This is a genomic window from Streptomyces niveiscabiei (assembly GCF_033794345.1).
GTDB lineage: Bacteria > Actinomycetota > Actinomycetes > Streptomycetales > Streptomycetaceae > Streptomyces > Streptomyces niveiscabiei.
Window position 1 is genome coordinate 1 of record NZ_JARAYJ010000072.1, and the last position, 17,546, is coordinate 17,546.

The window sequence follows — 17,546 nt, forward strand, 5'->3', positions numbered from 1 at the left end:
ACCACCCCCCGGGTCATGGTCGACAGGGGGCAAAAGTCATGCCGGGCCAGAAGGCCGGGAGCCTCATGATCGAGGCCGTCTAGAAGGTAACGGGGCTGAAGGGGGCCGTCAGCCCACGACCGCCGCGCGGACGCACAGCACGTCCGGCAGGTGCGAGGCCAACTGGCGCCACGTGTCGCCCTCGTCGGCCGACGCGAACACCTCGCCGTTGCGGTTGCCGAAGTAGACGCCCGCCGGGTCCGCGTCGTCCGTGCACAGCGCGTCCCGCAGCACCGTGCCGTAGTGCGCGGCCTGCGGGAGGCCCTCGCTCAGCGGCTCCCACGTCTCGCCCGCGTCCGTCGTACGGAACACCCGGCAGCGCCGGTCCGCCGGGACCCGGTCGGCGTCCGCCGTGATCGGGAAGACGTACGCCGTACCGCCCCGGTGCGGGTGCGCGGCGACCGCGAAGCCGAACGTCGACGGCAGGCCCGCGCCGATGTCCTTCCAGTGCGCGCCCCCGTCGTCGCTGCGGTACACGCCCCAGTGGTTCTGGAGGTACAGCCGGTCCGGGTCCGCCGCGTCCCGCGAGACCTTGTGCACGCACTGGCCGAACTCCGGGTCGGGGTCCGGCAGGAACACCGCCGAGACACCCGAGTTGGACGGCGCCCAGCTTGCCCCGCCGTCCGTCGTGCGGAACACGCCCGCCGTCGACACCGCGACCGTTACCGCGCGCGGGTCGCGGGCGTCCGTCAGGACCGTGTGCAGGCCCTCACCGCCGCCGCCCGGGACCCACTGCGAGCGCGTCGGGTGCTCCCACAGCGGCCGGACCAGCTCGAAGCTCTCGCCGCGGTCCTCCGAGCGGTACAGCGCCGCCGGTTCCGTGCCCGCGTACACCACGCCCGGCTCGGCCGCCGCCGGGTGCAGCTGCCAGACGCGCTCCAGCGACGCCTTCGTGTCCTGCGGGAACTTCACCGCCGGCTTCGCCGGTTCCGTCCAGGTCCGCCCCAGGTCGTCGGAGTGGAACACCGACGGGCCCCAGTGCGCGCTGTCGCCCCCGGCCAGTAGGCGCGGTGCCGGGCCCCTGGTGTCGATGGCGACCGAGTAGATCGCCTGCGCGTTGAAGTACGGGCTCTCGTCGAACTCCCACTCCGCGCTTCCCGCTCCGCCTCCTTCATGCCCTCTGCGCCCGATGAACAGGCCCTTGCGGGTCCCCACGGCGAGCAGTACCTCGGTCATCTCCGGTCACCTCCGCGACGTCTTTGTCCCAGCACCGGCCAGTCTGCACCCCGCCACTGACAGTCACCTCCGGAGTCCGCGTCGCCGCAGGTCAGCGGGGTCGGACAGAGATTCGAGCGGCTCTCGTCGGCCACATTCCGGCGGACGCCTGCGCGGGTGGCGGGGCGCGTGGGAACGTCGGGTCACACGACTCGCCCTGAGCATCCGGGCGGCTCGCTTCGTATGGAAGTGCGGTCGGGGGATGTTCGCGCGCTCATAGAGGAGGAAGCCTGCGATGGCGTTCCGTGGTCCGGGGATGTGGCTGTGGCGCGACCGGCGTCCGAGGGTCTTGCTGTGGCGCTGGCGGCGCAATCCCCTCAGGCGGCGCTCCGACGTCGTCGAGGCGTGGGTGCTGCTCGGGGCGTGGGTGTTCGCGGTCCTGACCGGGGTCCTCGCCGGGTGGGCCGCCGCGGACAGCATGGAACGGGGGCTCGCGCGCGAGCGCGCGGAGTGGCACACGGTCGAGGGGACCCTCGCGGAGTCGGCGCCGCCGCCGTCCGCCGACCCGCGGAGTCCCGCCCGTACGGAGCAGCTCTGGACCAAGGTCACCTGGCCCGGGCCCGACGGCATACCCCACTCCGGCCAGGTCCGCGTCCCCGCGGGCAGCTCCGCCGGTACGCACGTCCAGGTCTGGACCGACGCCCAGGGCCGCCTCGTCACCGAGCCGACCACCCCCTCGCAGGCCCGCCTCCGCTCCACCCTGGTCGGCACCCTCGCGGGCACCACCACGGCGGCGATCCCCTTCATCACCGGCCGGCTCCTGCGGGGGCGGCTGGAGCGGCGCAGGATGGACCAGTGGGGGGCCGACTGGGCGCGGTTCGATCCGCTGTGGGGGAGGCGGCAGACGGGGTGAGGTCGGGGCGGGGGCGCCAGAGGGCTGTGCCGGGGGTCGGCCGGGACGGGGAGCGGTCGCCAGGGGGCTGTGCCGGTGGTGGGCCGGGACGGGGGAGAGGGCGGCCGGCGGGCTCGGTTCGACGCCGTCGGGCCGGGGCCGGGGGGTGTGAGGCTGAGGCCGAGGCTCAGAGGCGTGTCGTCAGGCTTCGGCACAGGGCGAGCAGGTTCTCGTCCCGGACGATGACCTCTCCGCTCGCTCCGGTCGTGTGGCGGCGGCGGTGGGTCAACTCCGTTGCCGCCAGGTCGAGGAGAGGCGCGGCGGCTTCGGGGGTGAGGGTCGTCAGGGTGGTCGCTATGTGTACGCGGGTGTGGGGACGCGACTGCCAGGCGGACCGTAGGACGGTGTGCGCGTCGCTCTCGACCCCGCCGGTGATCGAGGTGATCGCGCAGGCCGCCGAGACGCGTTCCCACGGGTCGGGGGAGTCGGTCATGAGACGCCGCAGGCGGGGCAGCGCGGGGCGGGCCGCGGGGCCCAGGCGGGACAGGCGGTGGGCTGTGCGGGCTCGGTGGAGGGGGTCGGCGCTGCCGCTCAACTCGCCGAGCAGCACCGGGAGTACGAGGGATACGTCCGGCTCGATCGCCCAGAGCGCCGCCGCCGCGGCCCCCCTGTGCACGCCGCTCAGCGCGCCCCGTACGACGGGCAGAGCCTCCCGCGCGGCACCCCCCATCGCCTCCAGCGCCCCGAACGCGGCTCCGGCAAGCCCGGCGCCCCCACTCGCCAGCACCCGCACCACCCCGGGCACGGCCCCCGGATCCCGCAACCCCCCGACCGCGACGAGCAACCCGCGGACAAGGTCCCCCGCCTCGGCCCCCTCAAGCGGCACCACCTCCAGGTGCCGCCGCACCGCAGGCGCGAGCGCGGCGGCCCCCGCCCCCAGGCACGGCACCAGGGACACGGCATGACGCGGCAGCTCCCCGTCCCCCAACACCTCCTCCAGCACCCCCACAGCCCGCCGATCCCCGCACCGGGCCAACGCCAGCAACGCCCCTCCGATCACGACGACTCCCCGCCTCCCGCCACCGAAGGCCCCCTCGGCGCCCCCTCCGGAAACCACCGGCCCACCAGACCCGCCCCCTTCCCCTCCGAACCCGGCCGAACCACGTGGACCACCCGGCACCACCTCGCCGCCGGGGGCCACCCCACCGGACCCTGCGGAACCGCCCAACCCTCGCGCTCCGGCCCTCCACCTCTCGACCCACCCCTCGGGCCGCCCCGCCACCAGCGAGTACAGCCGGTCCGCAGCAGGCGCCCCCACCCCGTACAGCCCCCCGAGCACCGACACCGCCGCGTCCCGCAACCGTCCCTCCCCGGCCACCAGTTGCTCCCCGATCAGCGTGACGAGCCCCGAGTGGTCCCCGCGCCACTCCCGGATGAACCCGGCGCACAGGAGGACGGCGTTGCAGCGGTCCGTGGGGGAGGGGAGGCGGAGGTGGGCCTGAAGGAGGGCGGTCCGGGTGGGGACGTCGTCGGCGAGGGTGGTGTGGAGCGTACGCATCAGACGCGCGCCCTGTTCGTCGGACGGCCGCAGCCGGTGCAACCGTCCCGTGAGGGTCTGCTCCGCGCCCGGCGATTCGTACGCGCGCGGCGCCTGCGACGACCGTTCCTGGAGGAGCCGTGCCGTGAGGGCGACCAGGTCGGGCGGTAGCCGGTCGGGCGCGTGCGCGGCGAGTTGGCCGAGGACGGCGAGGCGCAGGACGGGCGGGTTGGGCGCGAGGAGGTGCGTGGTGAGGAGGGCGATAGCCTCGCCCGCGTGCGCGGGATGCCGCCGCACGAAGAGTCCGACGGCCTCGGTGACGGCGATCAGCGCGTCGTCGTCCCGCTCGAAGCGCAGCCGCCGGCTCAGGAGGGGCAGCACCCGCGAGGGGTCGTCCAGAAACCGCACCACCGCGGTGACGGCGGCACGCCGGACGGCGGGATCGGAATCGAGGGTGAGCGCGACGAACGACTCGGCCCCCGCACGCACGGCCGCCGCACCCGAGCCACCTTCCGAGCCCGCCCCACCCGGCTCGCCCCCCTCCTCCCCGATGCTCGACAGCAGCTCCAGTACCCCCGCCCGGTCCCCGCCGCCCTCCCGCGCGGCCACCGCCAGCAGGAACGGCACCGCCGCCAGCGTCGCGTCGTACACCCCGCCCTCGTGAAGCACCGCCCCGTACAGCGCGTCCAGCGCCGCTTCCCGCTCGCCCCGCTCCTCGGAAGCCAGCGCCCGCAGCCATCCGGGTACGTCCCCGGCGTCGCCGTGTGCGTGTCGCAGTGAGGTCCAGTCGACCTCGTCGATCCCCGTGAACACCTGGTCCTCCCCCGGACGGTGTGTCAGACGTGCCACCTGATCACGAGTGTGCACCACGTCACTGACAACGATGCGGAGTCGAGGGGTGACTCACAGGGAACGGGACGTCAGAGCCCTTCGGGGAGCGCCCGGTCGAGGATCGCGGCGAGGTCGGCGGAGTCGGGGAGGGTGCCGAAGGAGTGCCCCCGGTCCCCGTCGAGCCGGCTGGCGCAGAACGCGTCGGCGACGGCGGCAGGGGCGTGCCGGACGAGAAGGGACGCCTGGAGGGTGAGGGCCATGGCCTCGACGACCCGGCGGGCCTGGGACTCCGAGGCGGTCGCCACCAGGCGCCGTACGCGCGCGTGGGCGGCGTCGAGTCGGCCGTCCGCCCCGTGCGAGAGGGCGAGTTCCGCCTCGTACGCCTCGGCGGTCGCCGGATCGCGGGTCAGCGCGCGCAGGACGTCGAGCGCGTTGACGTTGCCGGAGCCCTCCCAGATGGACAGCAGAGGCGCTTCCCGGTAGTGGCGGGGCATGCCGGAGTCCTCGACGTACCCGTTGCCGCCGAGGCACTCCAGGGCCTCGGCGGTGAACGCGGGCCCGCGCTTGGTGACCCAGTACTTGCCGACGGCGGTGGCGATACGGCGGAAGGCCCGCTCACCGGCGTCCCCGCGTGCGGCGCGGTCGGCGGCGCCCGCGAGGCGCAGGGTGAGCGTCGTCGCGGCCTCGGATTCGAGCGCGAGGTCGGCGAGGACGTTGCGCATCAGGGGCTGGTCCAGCAGGCGCGCGCCGAACGCGGTGCGGTGGCGGACGTGGTGGCCGGCCTCGACGAGGGTCTTGCGCATCAGGGCCGCCGTCGCCATCACGCAGTCCAGGCGCGTGCAGTTGACCATGTCGATGATGGTCTTCACGCCCTGCCCCTCGGGCCCGACCAGCCAGCCTGCCGTGCCGTCGAACTCGGGCTCCGAGGACGCGTTGGAGCGGTTGCCGAGCTTGTCCTTGAGGCGCTGGATGCGGAACGGGTTGCGGGTGCCGTCGGGCAGGACGCGCGGGACGAGGAAGCAGGACAGGCCGTCCGGCGCCTGGGCCAGCACGAGGAAGACGTCGCACATGGGGGCCGACGTGAACCACTTGTGCCCGCGCAGGACGTACACGCCGGGCTCGGCGGTCGGCGCGGCCGTCGTCGTGTTCGTCCGCACGTCCGAGCCGCCCTGCTTCTCGGTCATGCCCATCCCCGCGAGGATGCCGCGCTTGTCCGTCGGCACCCGCAGGCCGGGTTCGTACGCGCGCGCGGTGAGCAGCGGTTCGTACACCTTCGCGAGGTCCGGCTGATGGCGCAGGGCCGGGACGGCGGCGTACGTCATCGAGACCGGGCAGCCGTGGCCCGCCTCGGTGTGGTTCCACACGAGGCCGCCCGCCGTGCGCGCGACGTGCGCGCCGGGGCGGTCGTCCGCCCACGCGGAGCCCGCGAGGCCCGCGGAGACGGCGACGTCCATCAGGGAGTGCCAGCTCGGGTGGAAGTCGACCTCGTCGACGCGGTGGCCGTAGCGGTCGTGCGTGCGCAGGACCGGTTCGTGGCGGTTGGCCAGCTCGCCCCACTCCTGCGCCTCGACGCCGCCCGCGCGGCGGCCCAGCGCGCGGACGTCGGCCTCGGCCCACGCCGCGCCCTCGCGGCGCAGACCCTCCAGGAGGGCGGGGTCCGCGGCGGCGTCGTAGGGGGCGAGGGGCGGCGGCTGGTTCGTGACGTCGTGCGTGGCGTACGGAGCGGGCGTCGATGACATGCCCTCCATGTTGCGCCTTGGCTGCGACTGTCGCAATAGTGCAACACGAAGGAGTGAGCCGTAGAGTACGTGCCCATGCGCAGCGAGGTTTCGGCGGAGACGGGGCTACGGCCGCTGTCCGCCCGGTCGGTCGTCCTGAGCCTGCTGCTCGGCGCGCAGCCGCCCGAACTGCCGGTGCGGGAACTCGTCCGCCTCGTCGAGCCGTTCGGCATCGGCGGCTCCACCCTCCGCGCCGCCCTCAGCCGCATGACCGCCGCCGGAGACCTGCGCTGCGCGGACGCGGTGTACGGCCTCAGCGACCGCCTCCTCGAACGCCGCCGGCGCCAGGACGAGGCGCTGCACCCGCGCACGCGCGCGTGGACCGGCGACTGGGAGATGGCCGTCATCACGACGACGGGCCGCCCGGCGGCGGAACGAGCGGAACTCCGCTCCGACCTCGCGGCCCTGCGCCTGGCGGAACTCCGCGAGGGCGTCTGGCTGCGCCCGGCGACTCTCCTGCGCCCCTGGCCCGACCACGTGTCCCACCTGACCCACCACTTCACGACACGCCCGACGACCCCGCCCCGGGAACTCGCGGCGACCCTCTGGCCGTTGAGGGAGTGGAAGGCCACCGGCACGGCCCTCCTCCGCCACACCGACCGCTCCACGACCCCCGCCGCCCGCTTCACCGCCTTCGCCGCAGTGGTCCGCCACCTCCTCTCCGACCCCGTCCTCCCACCCGACCTCCTTCCCCCGGGCTGGCCGGGCGAGGCCCTGCGCAGGGCCTACGCCGACTACCGGAAGGAGTTCGCGACCCGCCTCGCCGGCGAACGGGACACCGGCATCGCGCCGGGCGCGGGGCGAAGCCGGGAGGCGGAGGGAGCGCGACGGGCGGAGTGAGGGCGCACGCGCAGAGGCGCCCGCCGTGGACGGTACGGTGCTGAGCTCGTGCCGACCCTGGTCGCGGCGCGGCGCGGCGCGGCGCGGTGAGGCGAGGTGCGGCGGGGCGAGGCGGGCGCGGCAAGCGCGGCGGGCCGGAGCGGTGCTCCTAGCAGCAGGCCCGGAGTAGTGCGCCGAGCCGCAGGCCCAGAGCGATGCGCCAAGCCGCAGGCCCGGAAACCCCCTCACCTCCCCCCGAAACCCCGAACCCCGGCCGCGCGCAGCGTCGTGCGGGTGCGCTGCGGGCGGCCGGGTGTCCCGTGGGGGGCCGTGGGGGCTACCGGTACGTGATGTCCGACGTCGCGTACTTGCAGTACGTGCTGTCCGGGCCGGAGCCGTTGGTCGTCGGTTCCTTGCCCGTGTTGTTGCCGATGTACTTCTGGCAGGGCACGATCTTGCGGCCGCTGTCGCCGACGACGGTGACGCGCCGCAGGGTCGCGCTGTCGCCGTAGTTGGTGTTGATGCCGACGAGCCGCCCGCCCGAGTACGTCGCCTCGATGGTGTTGAGGTTGATCGTCCGCTTGTACTGCGTGGAGCAGTTGCCGCAGGACCGCACGAAGGTGCCGAAGTTCTGGACGGCGAAGTTGGACACGTTGAGCGTCCCGGCGCCGTTGAACTGGAACACCTTGTCGCTGGCGGAGCGCGCGCCGCCGCCGGAGACGGTGTAGACGTTGGAGGAGGACGAGCCCCGGAAGGTCGCCGCGTCCTCGCCGACGTCCTCCCACCAGACGTTCTGGAGCGTGCAGGCGCCCTTGCAGTGGATGCCGTCGGCGGCGGGCGCCCCGATGATGACGTTCTTCAGGACGGCCCCGGCGGCGAGTTCGAGGATCGGGTCCTGGTCCTCGTTCTGCCCGCCGGTGCCGAGGTCGCCGCTGCCGTAGAGCCGCTTCATCCCGTAGTCCTTGGTGCCGGAGACCGGGATCGTCGAGGTGACGGCCTGACTGCCGTTGGCCGACGGCCAGGTCGCCGCCTGCACGGGGGACGCCGCACCACTAGTCATGATCATGCCAAATGAGAGCGAGAGGGCGGCGAGGCCACCGCCCGCTGCGCGCGCTAAGGAGGTCATGTCCCGTATGCCTTCTTCCTGTTGGGGAGAGAAGCGCCGCCACGGAGGCGCTTCGTGGGGAAACTTGCGTGGGGAAACTTTCGAGGGAGCCGCCACCGGGCAGGAGACGTCAGAGCTTCCCGGCCCCGGCGCCCGCCGACACCGACGCCACCACCGACGACGCGGGCTCCGCCGTGTACCCGTACGGCGCCGTGAACGACCCGGTCCGTGACACCTCCGTCGCCGCGCCCCCGAGGTCGTTGCCGCGCAGGTTCGCGAACCCGTCGACGTCACTGCTCTGACTCGTCGTCACCGCGATCTTCGTGTTCCGGAAGACGTTGTTCTCGACGAGCATCTGCGCGCCCATCCGCGAGTGCACGCCGGTGTCCGCGCCGGTGATGTAGTTGTCGTAGAAGTGGCCGGTCCCGAACCGCAGGCTGGGGATCCGTGAGTACACGTCGCTGAACAGGTTGTGGTGGTACGTCACCCTCAAGTGCCCGGTGTCCTCGGCGGAGTTCTTGTCGCTGTGCCCGACGAGCGAGCCCTTGAAGTGGTCCTTGAAGGTGTTCCAGGACACGGTGACGAAGTCCGAGCCGTGGTTGATGTCGAGCAGCCCGTCGTAGTGGTCCTTGTCGTGATCGCGGTCGGCGGAGAAGGAGTTGTGGTCGATCCACACCTTCGTCGAGCGCTGCACCTCGATGCCGTCGGCGGGAGCCAGCGGCTTGCTGATGGCGAGGTTGCGGATCATGACGTTCGTGACGTTCTTCAGCCGCAGGCCGCCACCGGTGAACCCGGAGGACGAACCGACGCCCAGGACCGTCGTGTTGGACCCGACGTCGACCTGACCGCTCAGCGTGATCAGGCCGTTGACGCGGACGACCTTCGAAGCGGAGCCGGTCACGGCCGACTTGAACGCGGCCAGGGTCGAGACGGTGACCGCCGAGGCGCTGCCGCCGCCGGTCGTGCCGGCGCCGAACCCGACGGGCGAGGGGTCCGCCGCCCCGGCGGGGTGGGGGAGGGTGACGGCGAGCGCGGCGGTCAGTGCCGCTGCAAGCGATGCCTGTGCGGTCCTGCGGGACAGGGGATGCGTATGCATGGGGGGCGTCCCTTCACGAGGACATGGACGTACATGTCCTTGAACGAAATACGTGATGTTGAACGCTTCTCTGGGCGTGATGCGACCTTTGGGGGGAACTGGGGAGCAGCTCGGTCACATCACTGAACGGAACGTAGAGGGCAAGCGCTTTCTGGTCAACGCCTCGCGCAGAACGGATCCAGCCGCTCCGAAAGTCCCGAAAGAACCGTGGGAGCGCTTCCATGGGGTGGCGTGCCCATGCCACCATGCGTTTCGGGTGCCCGCTGACCCGTCCCCGAGCCGTGACCAGAAGGGACCGACCCGTGTCCAGCCCCAACACCCCCCGCACGGCGCTGCGTTCGGCGCTCACAGCGGTCGCCGTGCTGCTGGCGGCGCTGTTCCTAGCCCCGCCGCCCGCCTCCGCGGCGCCCGTGCCGCCCGCGACCTTCACCGAGGTCACCGGCTTCGGCGCCAACCCCAGCAACCTCCGCATGTGGGCGTACGCCCCGGCCAACGTCAGCGCGCACCCGGCGGTCATCGTCGCCGTGCACTGGTGCGGCGGCTCCGCGACCGACATGTACAACGGCAGCGAGTACAGGTCCCTCGCCGACCAGTACGGCTTCGTCGTCGTGTACCCGTCGGTGACCCGCGCCAGCAAGTGCTGGGACGTCGCCTCACCGCAGGCCCTCAAGCGCGGCGGCGGCAGCGACCCCGTCGGCATCAAGTCGATGGTCGACTGGGCGGTCGCCAACTACGCGGCGGACACCAGCAAGATCTTTGTCACCGGCATGTCGTCCGGCGCGATGATGACGAACGTCCTGCTCGGCGACTACCCGGACGTCTTCGCGGCCGGCGCCGCCTTCGCGGGCGTCCCCTTCGCCTGCTTCGCCACCACCAACGGCTCCGAGTGGAACAGCGACTGCGCGAACGGCACGATCATCCGCACCCCGCAGGCGTGGGGCGACCTCGTGCGCGGCGCCTACCCCGGCTACACCGGCCCCCGGCCGCGCATGCAGCTGTGGCACGGCACCCAGGACGACGTCCTGCGCTACCCCAACTTCGGCGAGGAGATCAAGCAGTGGACCAACGTCCACGGCCTGACCCAGACCCCGTCCGCCACTGACGCGCCGAACGGCTGGACCCGCACCCGCTACGGCTCCACCGGCAACCAGGCCCCCGTCGAGGCGATCAGCATCCAGACCGGCCACAACGTGTACGCCGCCGGCATGGGCGCCCGCGTCCTCACCTTCTTCGGCCTCACCCCCGACCCCGGCACCCCCAACCCGCCGACCGGCCCCTGCAAGGTGACCTCCAGCGTCAGCGCCTGGAACACCGGCCTGACCAACGCCGTGACCATCACCAACACCGCGACCGCCGCGATCAACGGCTGGCGGCTCGGCTTCACCCTCCCCGCCGGCCAGACCATCACCAACGGCTGGGGAGCGACGTACGCGCCCGTCTCCGGCGCGGTGACGGCCACGAACGTGACGTACAACGCGGCGCTCGCGCCCGGTGCGTCCGTGACCGTGGGCTATCAGGCCAGCCACACCGGCAACTCGGCGGCGCCGAGCGCCTTCACGCTCAACGGCACGGCCTGTTCGTAGAGTTGACAGGGCGTCAAGGAGCCGGGAGGTTCGGTGACTTCCCGGCTTCGGCCGCCGCGCGTCAGCCGTCCGCCCGCGCCGCGACCGGTGAACCCGCCCTCGCCGGAAGGTGGTTGAAGAGCAGGTTGAGGACGATCGCCGTGAGGCACCCCGCGCTGATCCCGCTGTTCATGACCGTCTGGAACCAGTCGGGGAACTTCGCGTAGACCGTCGGCACCCCGACCGGCAGCAGCCCCACCGCGACCGACACGGCGACGACGGTCAGGTTGTGGTTGTCGCGGAAGTCCACCCCGGCGAGCGTGCGCAGACCGCTCGCGGCGACCGTCCCGAACATCGCGAGCCCCGCCCCGCCCAGCACGGGCGCCGGTACGGCGGCGACCACCGCGCCCAGCTTGGGCAGCAGCCCGAGGACGACGAGCATGCCGCCCGCCGCCGCCACGACCCACCGGCTGCGCACCCGCGTCATCCCGACCAGCCCCACGTTCTGCGCGTACGCCGTGTACGGGAACGTGTTGAACACCCCGCCGAGGACGGTCGACAGGCCGTCGGCGCGCAGCCCGTCCGCGAGCGAACCCTCCTTCACCTCACGGCCGGTGAGCTCGCCGACCGCGATCAGGTCACCGGTCGTCTCGGTCATCGTCACCACGGCCACGACCAGCATGGAGATGATCGCCGACGCCTCGAACACCGGCGCCCCGAAGTGGAACGGCGTACTGATCCCGACCCAGTCCGCGTCCCCGACCCCGCCGAAGTCCGTGAACCCGAACGGGACGGCGACCGCGAGCCCCACGGCGATCCCGGCGAGCACCGCGATCCGGCTCAGGAAAGGCGGCGCGAACCGCTGGACGACCAGGACGACGGCGAGGACGAACGCGGCCAGCCCGATGTTCTTCGGCGCCCCGAAGTCCGCCGAACCCACCCCGCCCGCCGCCCAGTTGCCCGCCACCGGCAGCAGCGACAGACCGATGACCAGGATCACCGTCCCGGTCACCAGCGGCGGGAAGAACCGCAGCAGCTTCCCGAACACCGGTGCCAGCAGCACGATCGCGAGCCCCGCGACGATCACCGAGCCGTAGATCGCGGGGAGTCCGCCACCCGTCGTCCCGATCAGCACCATCGGCGACACCGCCGCGAACGTACAGCCCTGCATGATCGGCAGCCGCACCCCGAACCGCCAGAACCCCACGCACTGGATCAGCGTCGCGACCCCGCACACCAGGAGGTCGGCGGTGATCAGGTACGCCAGGTCGGCCGCCGAGAGCTTCATCGCGCCGCCCACGATCAGCGGGACGGCGACCGCGCCCGCGTACATCGCGAGGACGTGCTGGAGGCCGAAGGCGGCCAGGTGGCGTATCGGCGGCACCTCGTCGACGGGGTGGACGGTCATGGGCGCTCCTGAGCGGAAGGGGACGGAAAGCGACAGGATGTGACCGTAAGACGGGTGAACAGATTGTTGATTTCCGGGGTGTTGCCGCTCTGTATCCCGTGCGTCAGGTGCCGGTGTCCCGTGCGTCAGGCGTCGAGGGCCACCGCCGCCCGCAGCGCCGCCCAGTCCGGCAGCTTCACCACGCCCCGCCCGAGCGACGCACCCCACGCGGCCTCCGCCCGCTCGATCGCCCGCCACCCCTCCCACCCCACCGGCTCCACCCCGCCGGACCTCAACAGCGGCAACGGATCAGGGAGTTGACGATCCGTCACATCGGCCAGCAGGGACAGTACGGTCTCCTTCGCGCACGGCCGGTTCGTCCCGATCACCCCCGTCGGCCCCCGCTTGATCCACCCCGTCACATACTCGCCCGGCGACACCACCCCGTCCCGCAGCACCCGCCCGGCCGTATGCGGTACCGTCCCGAGCGCCTCGTCGAACGGCAGCCCCGCCGGCGGCACCCCGCGATACCCGACCGACCGCAGCACCAACTCGGCCCGGATCTCCTCGAATTCACCCGTCCCCCGCACCCCGCCGCGCCCGTCGGGCCGCGTCCGCTCGAACCGCACGGCCCCCACCCGCCCCCGCTCGTCGGGCAGCAGCGCGACCGGCCGCAGGAAGAACCGCAGCCGGATACGGCGGCCCGCCGCCCCCGCGCCGCAGGCGGCCCACCCCCGCAGCGCCGCCACGTTCCGCCGCTGCGCCGCCGCCAGCCCGGACGGATCGGCGTACCCCGGATCGAGCACCAACTCCCGCTCGTCCACCGCGACATCGACCCCCGGCAGACTCCCCAGCTCCCGCAGCTCCTTCGTCGTGAACCGCGCCTGCGAAGGGCCGCGCCGGCCCACCATGTGCACCTCGCGCACCCCGCTGTCCGCGAGCGCGAGCAGCGCCGACTGGGGCATGTCGGTCGGGCTCAGCTCGGCCGCGCCGCGCGCCAGGATGCGCGTCACGTCCACCGCGACGTTCCCCACCCCGATCACGACCGCCGAGCGGACGCCGGCCACGAAGCCGCCGGCGACGGCGTCGGGGTGCGCGCTGTACCAGGACACGAACTCCGTCGCCGACCAGCTGCCCGGCAGCTCCTCCCCGTCGATCCCGAGCCGCCGGTCGGCCGCCGCGCCGACGCAGTACACGACCGCGTCGTACAACTGGCGCAGTCGTACGACCGTCACACCGGACGGGCCGACCTCGACGCCGCCGAGGAAGCGGACCCGGTCGTGCTCCAGGACCGTCCGCAGACTGTGCTGGAGGGACTTGATCTTCTCGTGGTCGGGGGCGACGCCGTAGCGGACCAGGCCGTACGGGCACGGCAGGCGGTCCAGGACGTCGACGAGGACCTCGGGATCGCGCTCCACCAGGGACTGGGCGGTGTAGACCCCGCTCGGCCCGGAACCGACGACGGCGACTCGCAGCACGCGCAACTCCTCACGCGGGGCAGGTCTCCAGGATGACACCGGGCGTGCTGCGCTGTCAGGGTGCCGGGGCGGACCGGTGTGCGTGTCTTTTCGTATGGAATGTGATGATGCGGTTACGTTGCGTGTGTGCTAGAAGCATCTTTTCTTAATCTTTCTGATCGCCCCGCCGAGGACGCCGAGGTGTCCGTGTGGCCCGCGTGGGAAGTGCGGGAGAGGGGCGGCGCGACCGCCTGGTACACCGTCCGCCTGGCCTTCCCCGACCGGGCATGGGTCGAGGTCCTCGCGGTGGTCTGCGACGGCGGCGTCTCCATCGAGGACGTCAGGGCCCAGCCCGCGCTGTCCCTCATCGACCTGACCGTCCTCGCCGACTGGATCGAGGGCCCCCTCTTCGAGATGTGCGGCGGAGAGGAGGACGAGGAGTCAGGGCACCCCGGCCCGAGCCGCGCCCGCCCGTCCTGGCCGCGCGGCGCCGAGGGCCGCCGCCTCGTCGCCCAGGAGTACCGGGCCGCGCAGGAGCAGGGCGCCGACCCGGTCCTCGCGGTGATGGACGCGACCGGTCACAGCAGGCGCCGTTCCCTGCGGCTCATCGCACAGGCACGCGACGCCGGATTCCTGACACCACGTCATGTCAAGCGCTGAGAACGGCAGTTGACGCCGCTCACTGGAGCATCGTGCGCATCCGGGCGATCTCACTGGCCTGTTGGGCGACGACGTCGTCCGCCATCTCCTCCGCCTGGATGTTGTTCCCCTGCGCCTTGACGTCCGTCGCCATGGTGATCGCCCCCTCGTGGTGGGCGATCATCAGGGTGAGGAAGAGCTTGTCGAACGCCGCGCCCTTCGCGCCGCGCAACTCGGCGAGCTGCGCGTCCGTCGCCATCCCCGGCATCGCCGCGTGACCCGAATGGCCCTGCGCCCGCTGGGGTTTCCCGTGCGACGTCAGCCAGTCCCGCATCATCTCGATCTCGGGCTTCTGCGCCGCCGCGATCCGCTCCGCGAGCCCCTTCACGGCCGCGGAACCGGCGCGGCCCGGGGCGAGCGCGGTCATCTCCAGCGCCTGCGCGTGATGGACGATCATCATCTGCGCGTACGACACGTCCGCCGTGTTCGGCGAGTCGTCCTGCGCCCGGTGCCCGGCCGCCTCCTCCGCGGACATCGTCCGGTTCGCTTCTCCCGGCAGCCCCGGCACCAGCACCGTCGGCCCCCCGCTGCGCACCGCCTTCGGCTCGTCGTCCGCCCCCGAGTCGCAGCCGGCCAGAGCGAGCGCCACCAGCGCGGCGGCGACCACGGACGTGCGGCGTGAGCGCACAACAACCTCCTGTTGCCGGTGAGTCGGAACGGCTGTGACCGTCCTAGCACGGATCTGTGCCCCGCCGATCGAAAAGTTATGTGACGACCTTGTTGCCATCTGTTGGTGTGGGCATGACTAAGACGATACTTCGGGGGACTGTGAACCGTTCCGCGAGGAACGGCGACGAGGGAGGACACAGTGATCCTGTTGAAGGAGCCCCGAACACGGCGCAGACGACTGGGAGTTCTGGCCGGTGTGACCGGCCTGCTGGCCACGCTGCTGACCGCCGCCCCGGCGCTCGCGATCCCCGACCCCGGGGACTCGCCCGCCGCGGAGCGCAAGGTGTCCCAGAGCGACCGCACCGAGGTCGCCGAGGCGATAGCCGCCGGGGAGATACCCGGCGTCGGCGAGATCGTCCACTCGGCCAACATCAAGCACCTGGCGAACGTCCCCAAGGACGTCCTGCGGGACAAGAACTCCGACCTCGCCTTCCAGGGCAGGTACGCGTTCGCCGGGAACTACGACGGCTTCCGGATCTACGACATCAGCAACCCGCGGGCCCCGAGGACCGTCTCCCAGGTGCTGTGCCCCGGCTCGCAGAACGACGTCACCGTCGAGGGCGACCTGCTGTTCCTGTCCACCGACTCCTCGCGCAGCGACGCCAGTTGCAACTCCACCACCCAGCCGGCGACCGAGAAGTCGTCCTGGGAGGGCATGAAGATCTTCGACATCAGCGACAAGCGCAACCCCGAGTACATCGCCGCCGTGGAGACCCCCTGCGGCTCGCACACCCACACCCTGGTGCCCGAGCGCAGGAACATCTACCTCTACGTCTCCTCGTACTCGCCGAACGCGGCCTACCCGGACTGCCAGCCCCCGCACGACGGCATCTCCATCATCAAGGTCCCCCGCAACGCCCCGGAAAAAGCGGCCCTGTTGAACTTCACCGTGCTCTTCCCCGGTGAGGGCCCCGACGGCGGCGGCAACCCCGGCTCGCCCGCCAACCCCGGCGTCGCCAAGACCACCGGCTGCCACGACCTCACCGCCCTGCCCGAGCTGGACCTCGCGGCCGGCGCCTGCATGGGCGACGGCATCCTGATGTCCATCAAGGACCCGGAGCGGCCGAAGATCATCGACCAGGTCCAGGACAACGTCAACTTCGCGTTCTGGCACTCGGCGACCTTCAACCAGAAGGCCGACAAGGTCGTGTTCACCGACGAGTTGGGCGGCGGCGGGGCGGCCACCTGCAACGCCGAGATCGGCCCGAACCGCGGCGCCGACGGCATCTACGACATCGTCGGCAAGGGCGAGAAGCGCAAGCTCGCCTTCCGCAGCTACTACAAGATCCCCCGCCACCAGGCGAGCACCGAGAACTGCGTCGCCCACAACGGCTCGCTCATCCCGGTCAAGGGCCGCGACATCATGGTCCAGGCCTGGTACCAAGGGGGCGTCTCCGTCTGGGAGTTCACCGACTCCAGCCGGCCCAGGGAGATCGCCTACTTCGAGCGCGGCCCCGACAATGCCACGACCCTGACCAGCGGCGGCTCGTGGTCCGCGTACTACTACAACGGCTACATCTACTCGAACGACATCAGCAACGGCTTCGACGTCCTCAGGATCGACGACCGTCGCACGGACCCCGCCAGATGGGTCCGGCTCGACCAGCTCAACGTCCAGACGCAGCCGGACTACTTCGGCTGGTGATCCGTCGCGAAGAAGCGTGACAGATCCAGGTCGCGCACCCCGCCGGGCGCCTCGGCGTCCGGCGGGAACCCCTGCTCCCACCCCAGCCCGTACCGCGCGAACAGCTCCGCCCGCAGCGTCTCCAGCGTCAACGGCACGTTCGGCAGCACCATCCCGTACACCGCGCCCATCAACTGCGCGCGCAGCATCGGGTAGTCGGCGTCCACGTCCCGCGAGCCGTGCCGGGCGACCGTGTCGCGCAGCAGCTCCGCCAGCCGCCGCTGCTCGGGACACTGCACGAACCCGGCCGTCTCCAGCATCCCCGCCATGTGCTGGCGCATCAGCACGGTACGGTCCCGCGCCAGCCCCAGCACCGCGTCGATCGCCCGCGCCATCCGCTCCGCGCCCTCCTCGACGCACGGCTCGCTCTCCAGCGCCTCCTGCAAGGTCCGGTGCATGAGCCGGTGCACGGCCGACTGCACGAGCTGACGCTTGCCCGGGAAGTAGTACGACACCAGCCCACGCGCCGACCCGGCCCGGTCCGCGATGTCCCCGAGCGTCGTCGCGTCGTACCCGCGCTCACCGACCAGCTCCAGCGCTGCCAGCAGCAGCCGCTCGCGGGAACGTCTGCGCAATTCCTCATTGACCGATGCGCTGCGCGGGGACATCCTGTAACTCCTGCGTTGACTGGTCGGCAGCCAACTATAATCGACGCGGTGTCACGGGCCGGGGGGGGGGGGGGGGGGGGGGGGGGGGGGGGGGCCGGGGCCCCCCCCCCCCCCCCCCCCCCCCCCCGCCCCCGACGCCGCGCGCGCCCCGCACAGGCGGGCGCGGCGTCCGGATGCCCAGGTCCTTCCCGTGGGCCGGGTGGGCGAGGGGACCTACGCGCAGGCGGG

At 72.4% G+C, this 17,546-nt stretch carries 14 protein-coding genes; 5 read left to right on the forward strand and 9 right to left on the reverse strand.

Going from position 1 to position 17,546, the window contains the following annotated elements; all coding sequences use genetic code 11:
• Window positions 1-108 precede the first annotated feature (108 nt).
• Window positions 109-1,215: a WD40/YVTN/BNR-like repeat-containing protein gene (locus PV682_RS42930; RefSeq protein WP_112475833.1), complete on the reverse strand. Its 1,107-nt coding sequence runs from the start codon at window positions 1,213-1,215 to the stop codon at window positions 109-111.
• A 274-nt stretch (window positions 1,216-1,489) separates the two neighbouring features.
• Here PV682_RS42930 and PV682_RS42935 point away from each other — a divergent pair, with 274 nt between their 5' ends.
• Window positions 1,490-2,107, forward strand: a complete 618-nt coding sequence (locus tag PV682_RS42935; RefSeq protein ID WP_319738213.1) for an Rv1733c family protein — start codon at window positions 1,490-1,492, stop codon at window positions 2,105-2,107.
• Window positions 2,108-2,273: 166 nt separating this feature from the next.
• Here PV682_RS42935 and PV682_RS42940 read toward each other — a convergent pair whose 3' ends face one another.
• Window positions 2,274-4,472, reverse strand: a complete 2,199-nt coding sequence (locus PV682_RS42940; protein ID WP_319738216.1) for a HEAT repeat domain-containing protein — start codon at window positions 4,470-4,472, stop codon at window positions 2,274-2,276.
• A 71-nt stretch (window positions 4,473-4,543) separates the two neighbouring features.
• Window positions 4,544-6,193: an acyl-CoA dehydrogenase family protein gene (locus PV682_RS42945; protein WP_319738218.1), complete on the reverse strand. Its 1,650-nt coding sequence runs from the start codon at window positions 6,191-6,193 to the stop codon at window positions 4,544-4,546.
• 75 nt (window positions 6,194-6,268) lie between these two features.
• On the opposite strand from PV682_RS42945, the gene PV682_RS42950 reads away from it, so the two are divergent.
• Window positions 6,269-7,072, forward strand: a complete 804-nt coding sequence (locus PV682_RS42950) for a PaaX family transcriptional regulator C-terminal domain-containing protein (RefSeq protein WP_319738220.1) — start codon at window positions 6,269-6,271, stop codon at window positions 7,070-7,072.
• A 316-nt stretch (window positions 7,073-7,388) separates the two neighbouring features.
• On the opposite strand, the gene PV682_RS42955 is transcribed toward PV682_RS42950, so the two are convergent.
• Together PV682_RS42955 and PV682_RS42960 are read right to left on the reverse strand one after the other, a co-directional pair.
• Window positions 7,389-8,177 (reverse strand): pectate lyase, encoded by a 789-nt coding sequence (locus PV682_RS42955; RefSeq protein WP_109363294.1) that lies wholly within the window; start codon window positions 8,175-8,177, stop codon window positions 7,389-7,391.
• Window positions 8,178-8,286: 109 nt separating this feature from the next.
• Window positions 8,287-9,252: a pectate lyase family protein gene (locus tag PV682_RS42960; protein WP_319738223.1), complete on the reverse strand. Its 966-nt coding sequence runs from the start codon at window positions 9,250-9,252 to the stop codon at window positions 8,287-8,289.
• Window positions 9,253-9,554: 302 nt separating this feature from the next.
• On the opposite strand from PV682_RS42960, the gene PV682_RS42965 reads away from it, so the two are divergent.
• Window positions 9,555-10,835 carry an extracellular catalytic domain type 1 short-chain-length polyhydroxyalkanoate depolymerase gene (locus PV682_RS42965; RefSeq protein WP_319738224.1) on the forward strand — a complete coding sequence of 427 codons (1,281 nt, stop codon included), beginning with the start codon at window positions 9,555-9,557 and terminating at the stop codon, window positions 10,833-10,835.
• Window positions 10,836-10,896: 61 nt separating this feature from the next.
• On the opposite strand, the gene PV682_RS42970 is transcribed toward PV682_RS42965, so the two are convergent.
• The gene (locus tag PV682_RS42970) at window positions 10,897-12,222 is read right to left on the reverse strand and encodes a nucleobase:cation symporter-2 family protein (RefSeq protein WP_319738226.1); all 1,326 of its coding nucleotides are present in this window, start codon (window positions 12,220-12,222) and stop codon (window positions 10,897-10,899) included.
• Between the two features lie 125 nt (window positions 12,223-12,347).
• Window positions 12,348-13,679, reverse strand: a complete 1,332-nt coding sequence (locus PV682_RS42975; RefSeq protein ID WP_319738228.1) for an FAD-dependent oxidoreductase — start codon at window positions 13,677-13,679, stop codon at window positions 12,348-12,350.
• A gap of 180 nt (window positions 13,680-13,859) precedes the next feature.
• On the opposite strand from PV682_RS42975, the gene PV682_RS42980 reads away from it, so the two are divergent.
• Window positions 13,860-14,318 (forward strand): DUF6214 family protein, encoded by a 459-nt coding sequence (locus PV682_RS42980; RefSeq protein ID WP_319738229.1) that lies wholly within the window; start codon window positions 13,860-13,862, stop codon window positions 14,316-14,318.
• Window positions 14,319-14,337: 19 nt separating this feature from the next.
• Here the strand turns inward: PV682_RS42980 and PV682_RS42985 are convergent, their stop codons facing one another.
• On the reverse strand, window positions 14,338-14,985 hold the full coding sequence (locus PV682_RS42985; RefSeq protein WP_319738231.1) for a DUF305 domain-containing protein: 648 nt from the start codon (window positions 14,983-14,985) through the stop codon (window positions 14,338-14,340).
• Between the two features lie 180 nt (window positions 14,986-15,165).
• Between PV682_RS42985 and PV682_RS42990 the strand changes: the two genes are divergently transcribed.
• Window positions 15,166-16,671, forward strand: a complete 1,506-nt coding sequence (locus PV682_RS42990; RefSeq protein ID WP_319738233.1) for an LVIVD repeat-containing protein — start codon at window positions 15,166-15,168, stop codon at window positions 16,669-16,671.
• Here PV682_RS42990 and PV682_RS42995 read toward each other — a convergent pair.
• A complete protein-coding gene (locus PV682_RS42995; RefSeq protein WP_319738235.1) occupies window positions 16,656-17,318 on the reverse strand; it encodes a TetR/AcrR family transcriptional regulator in 663 nt (220 codons plus the stop codon). The two genes, PV682_RS42990 and PV682_RS42995, sit on opposite strands and share 16 nt — an antisense overlap.
• Window positions 17,319-17,546: the final 228 nt, after the last annotated feature.

Excerpts from the sequence above, each read along its gene's own strand:
- PV682_RS42930 (WP_112475833.1), bottom strand. The coding sequence starts at position 1,215 with ATGACCGAGGTACTGCTCGCCGTGGGGACCCGCAAGGGCCTGTTCATC.
- PV682_RS42935 (WP_319738213.1), top strand. The coding sequence starts at position 1,490 with ATGGCGTTCCGTGGTCCGGGGATGTGGCTGTGGCGCGACCGGCGTCCG.
- PV682_RS42945 (WP_319738218.1), bottom strand. The coding sequence starts at position 6,193 with ATGTCATCGACGCCCGCTCCGTACGCCACGCACGACGTCACGAACCAG.
- PV682_RS42950 (WP_319738220.1), top strand. The coding sequence starts at position 6,269 with ATGCGCAGCGAGGTTTCGGCGGAGACGGGGCTACGGCCGCTGTCCGCC.
- PV682_RS42955 (WP_109363294.1), bottom strand. The coding sequence starts at position 8,177 with ATGACCTCCTTAGCGCGCGCAGCGGGCGGTGGCCTCGCCGCCCTCTCG.
- PV682_RS42960 (WP_319738223.1), bottom strand. The coding sequence starts at position 9,252 with ATGCATACGCATCCCCTGTCCCGCAGGACCGCACAGGCATCGCTTGCA.
- PV682_RS42970 (WP_319738226.1), bottom strand. The coding sequence starts at position 12,222 with ATGACCGTCCACCCCGTCGACGAGGTGCCGCCGATACGCCACCTGGCC.
- PV682_RS42995 (WP_319738235.1), bottom strand. The coding sequence starts at position 17,318 with ATGTCCCCGCGCAGCGCATCGGTCAATGAGGAATTGCGCAGACGTTCC.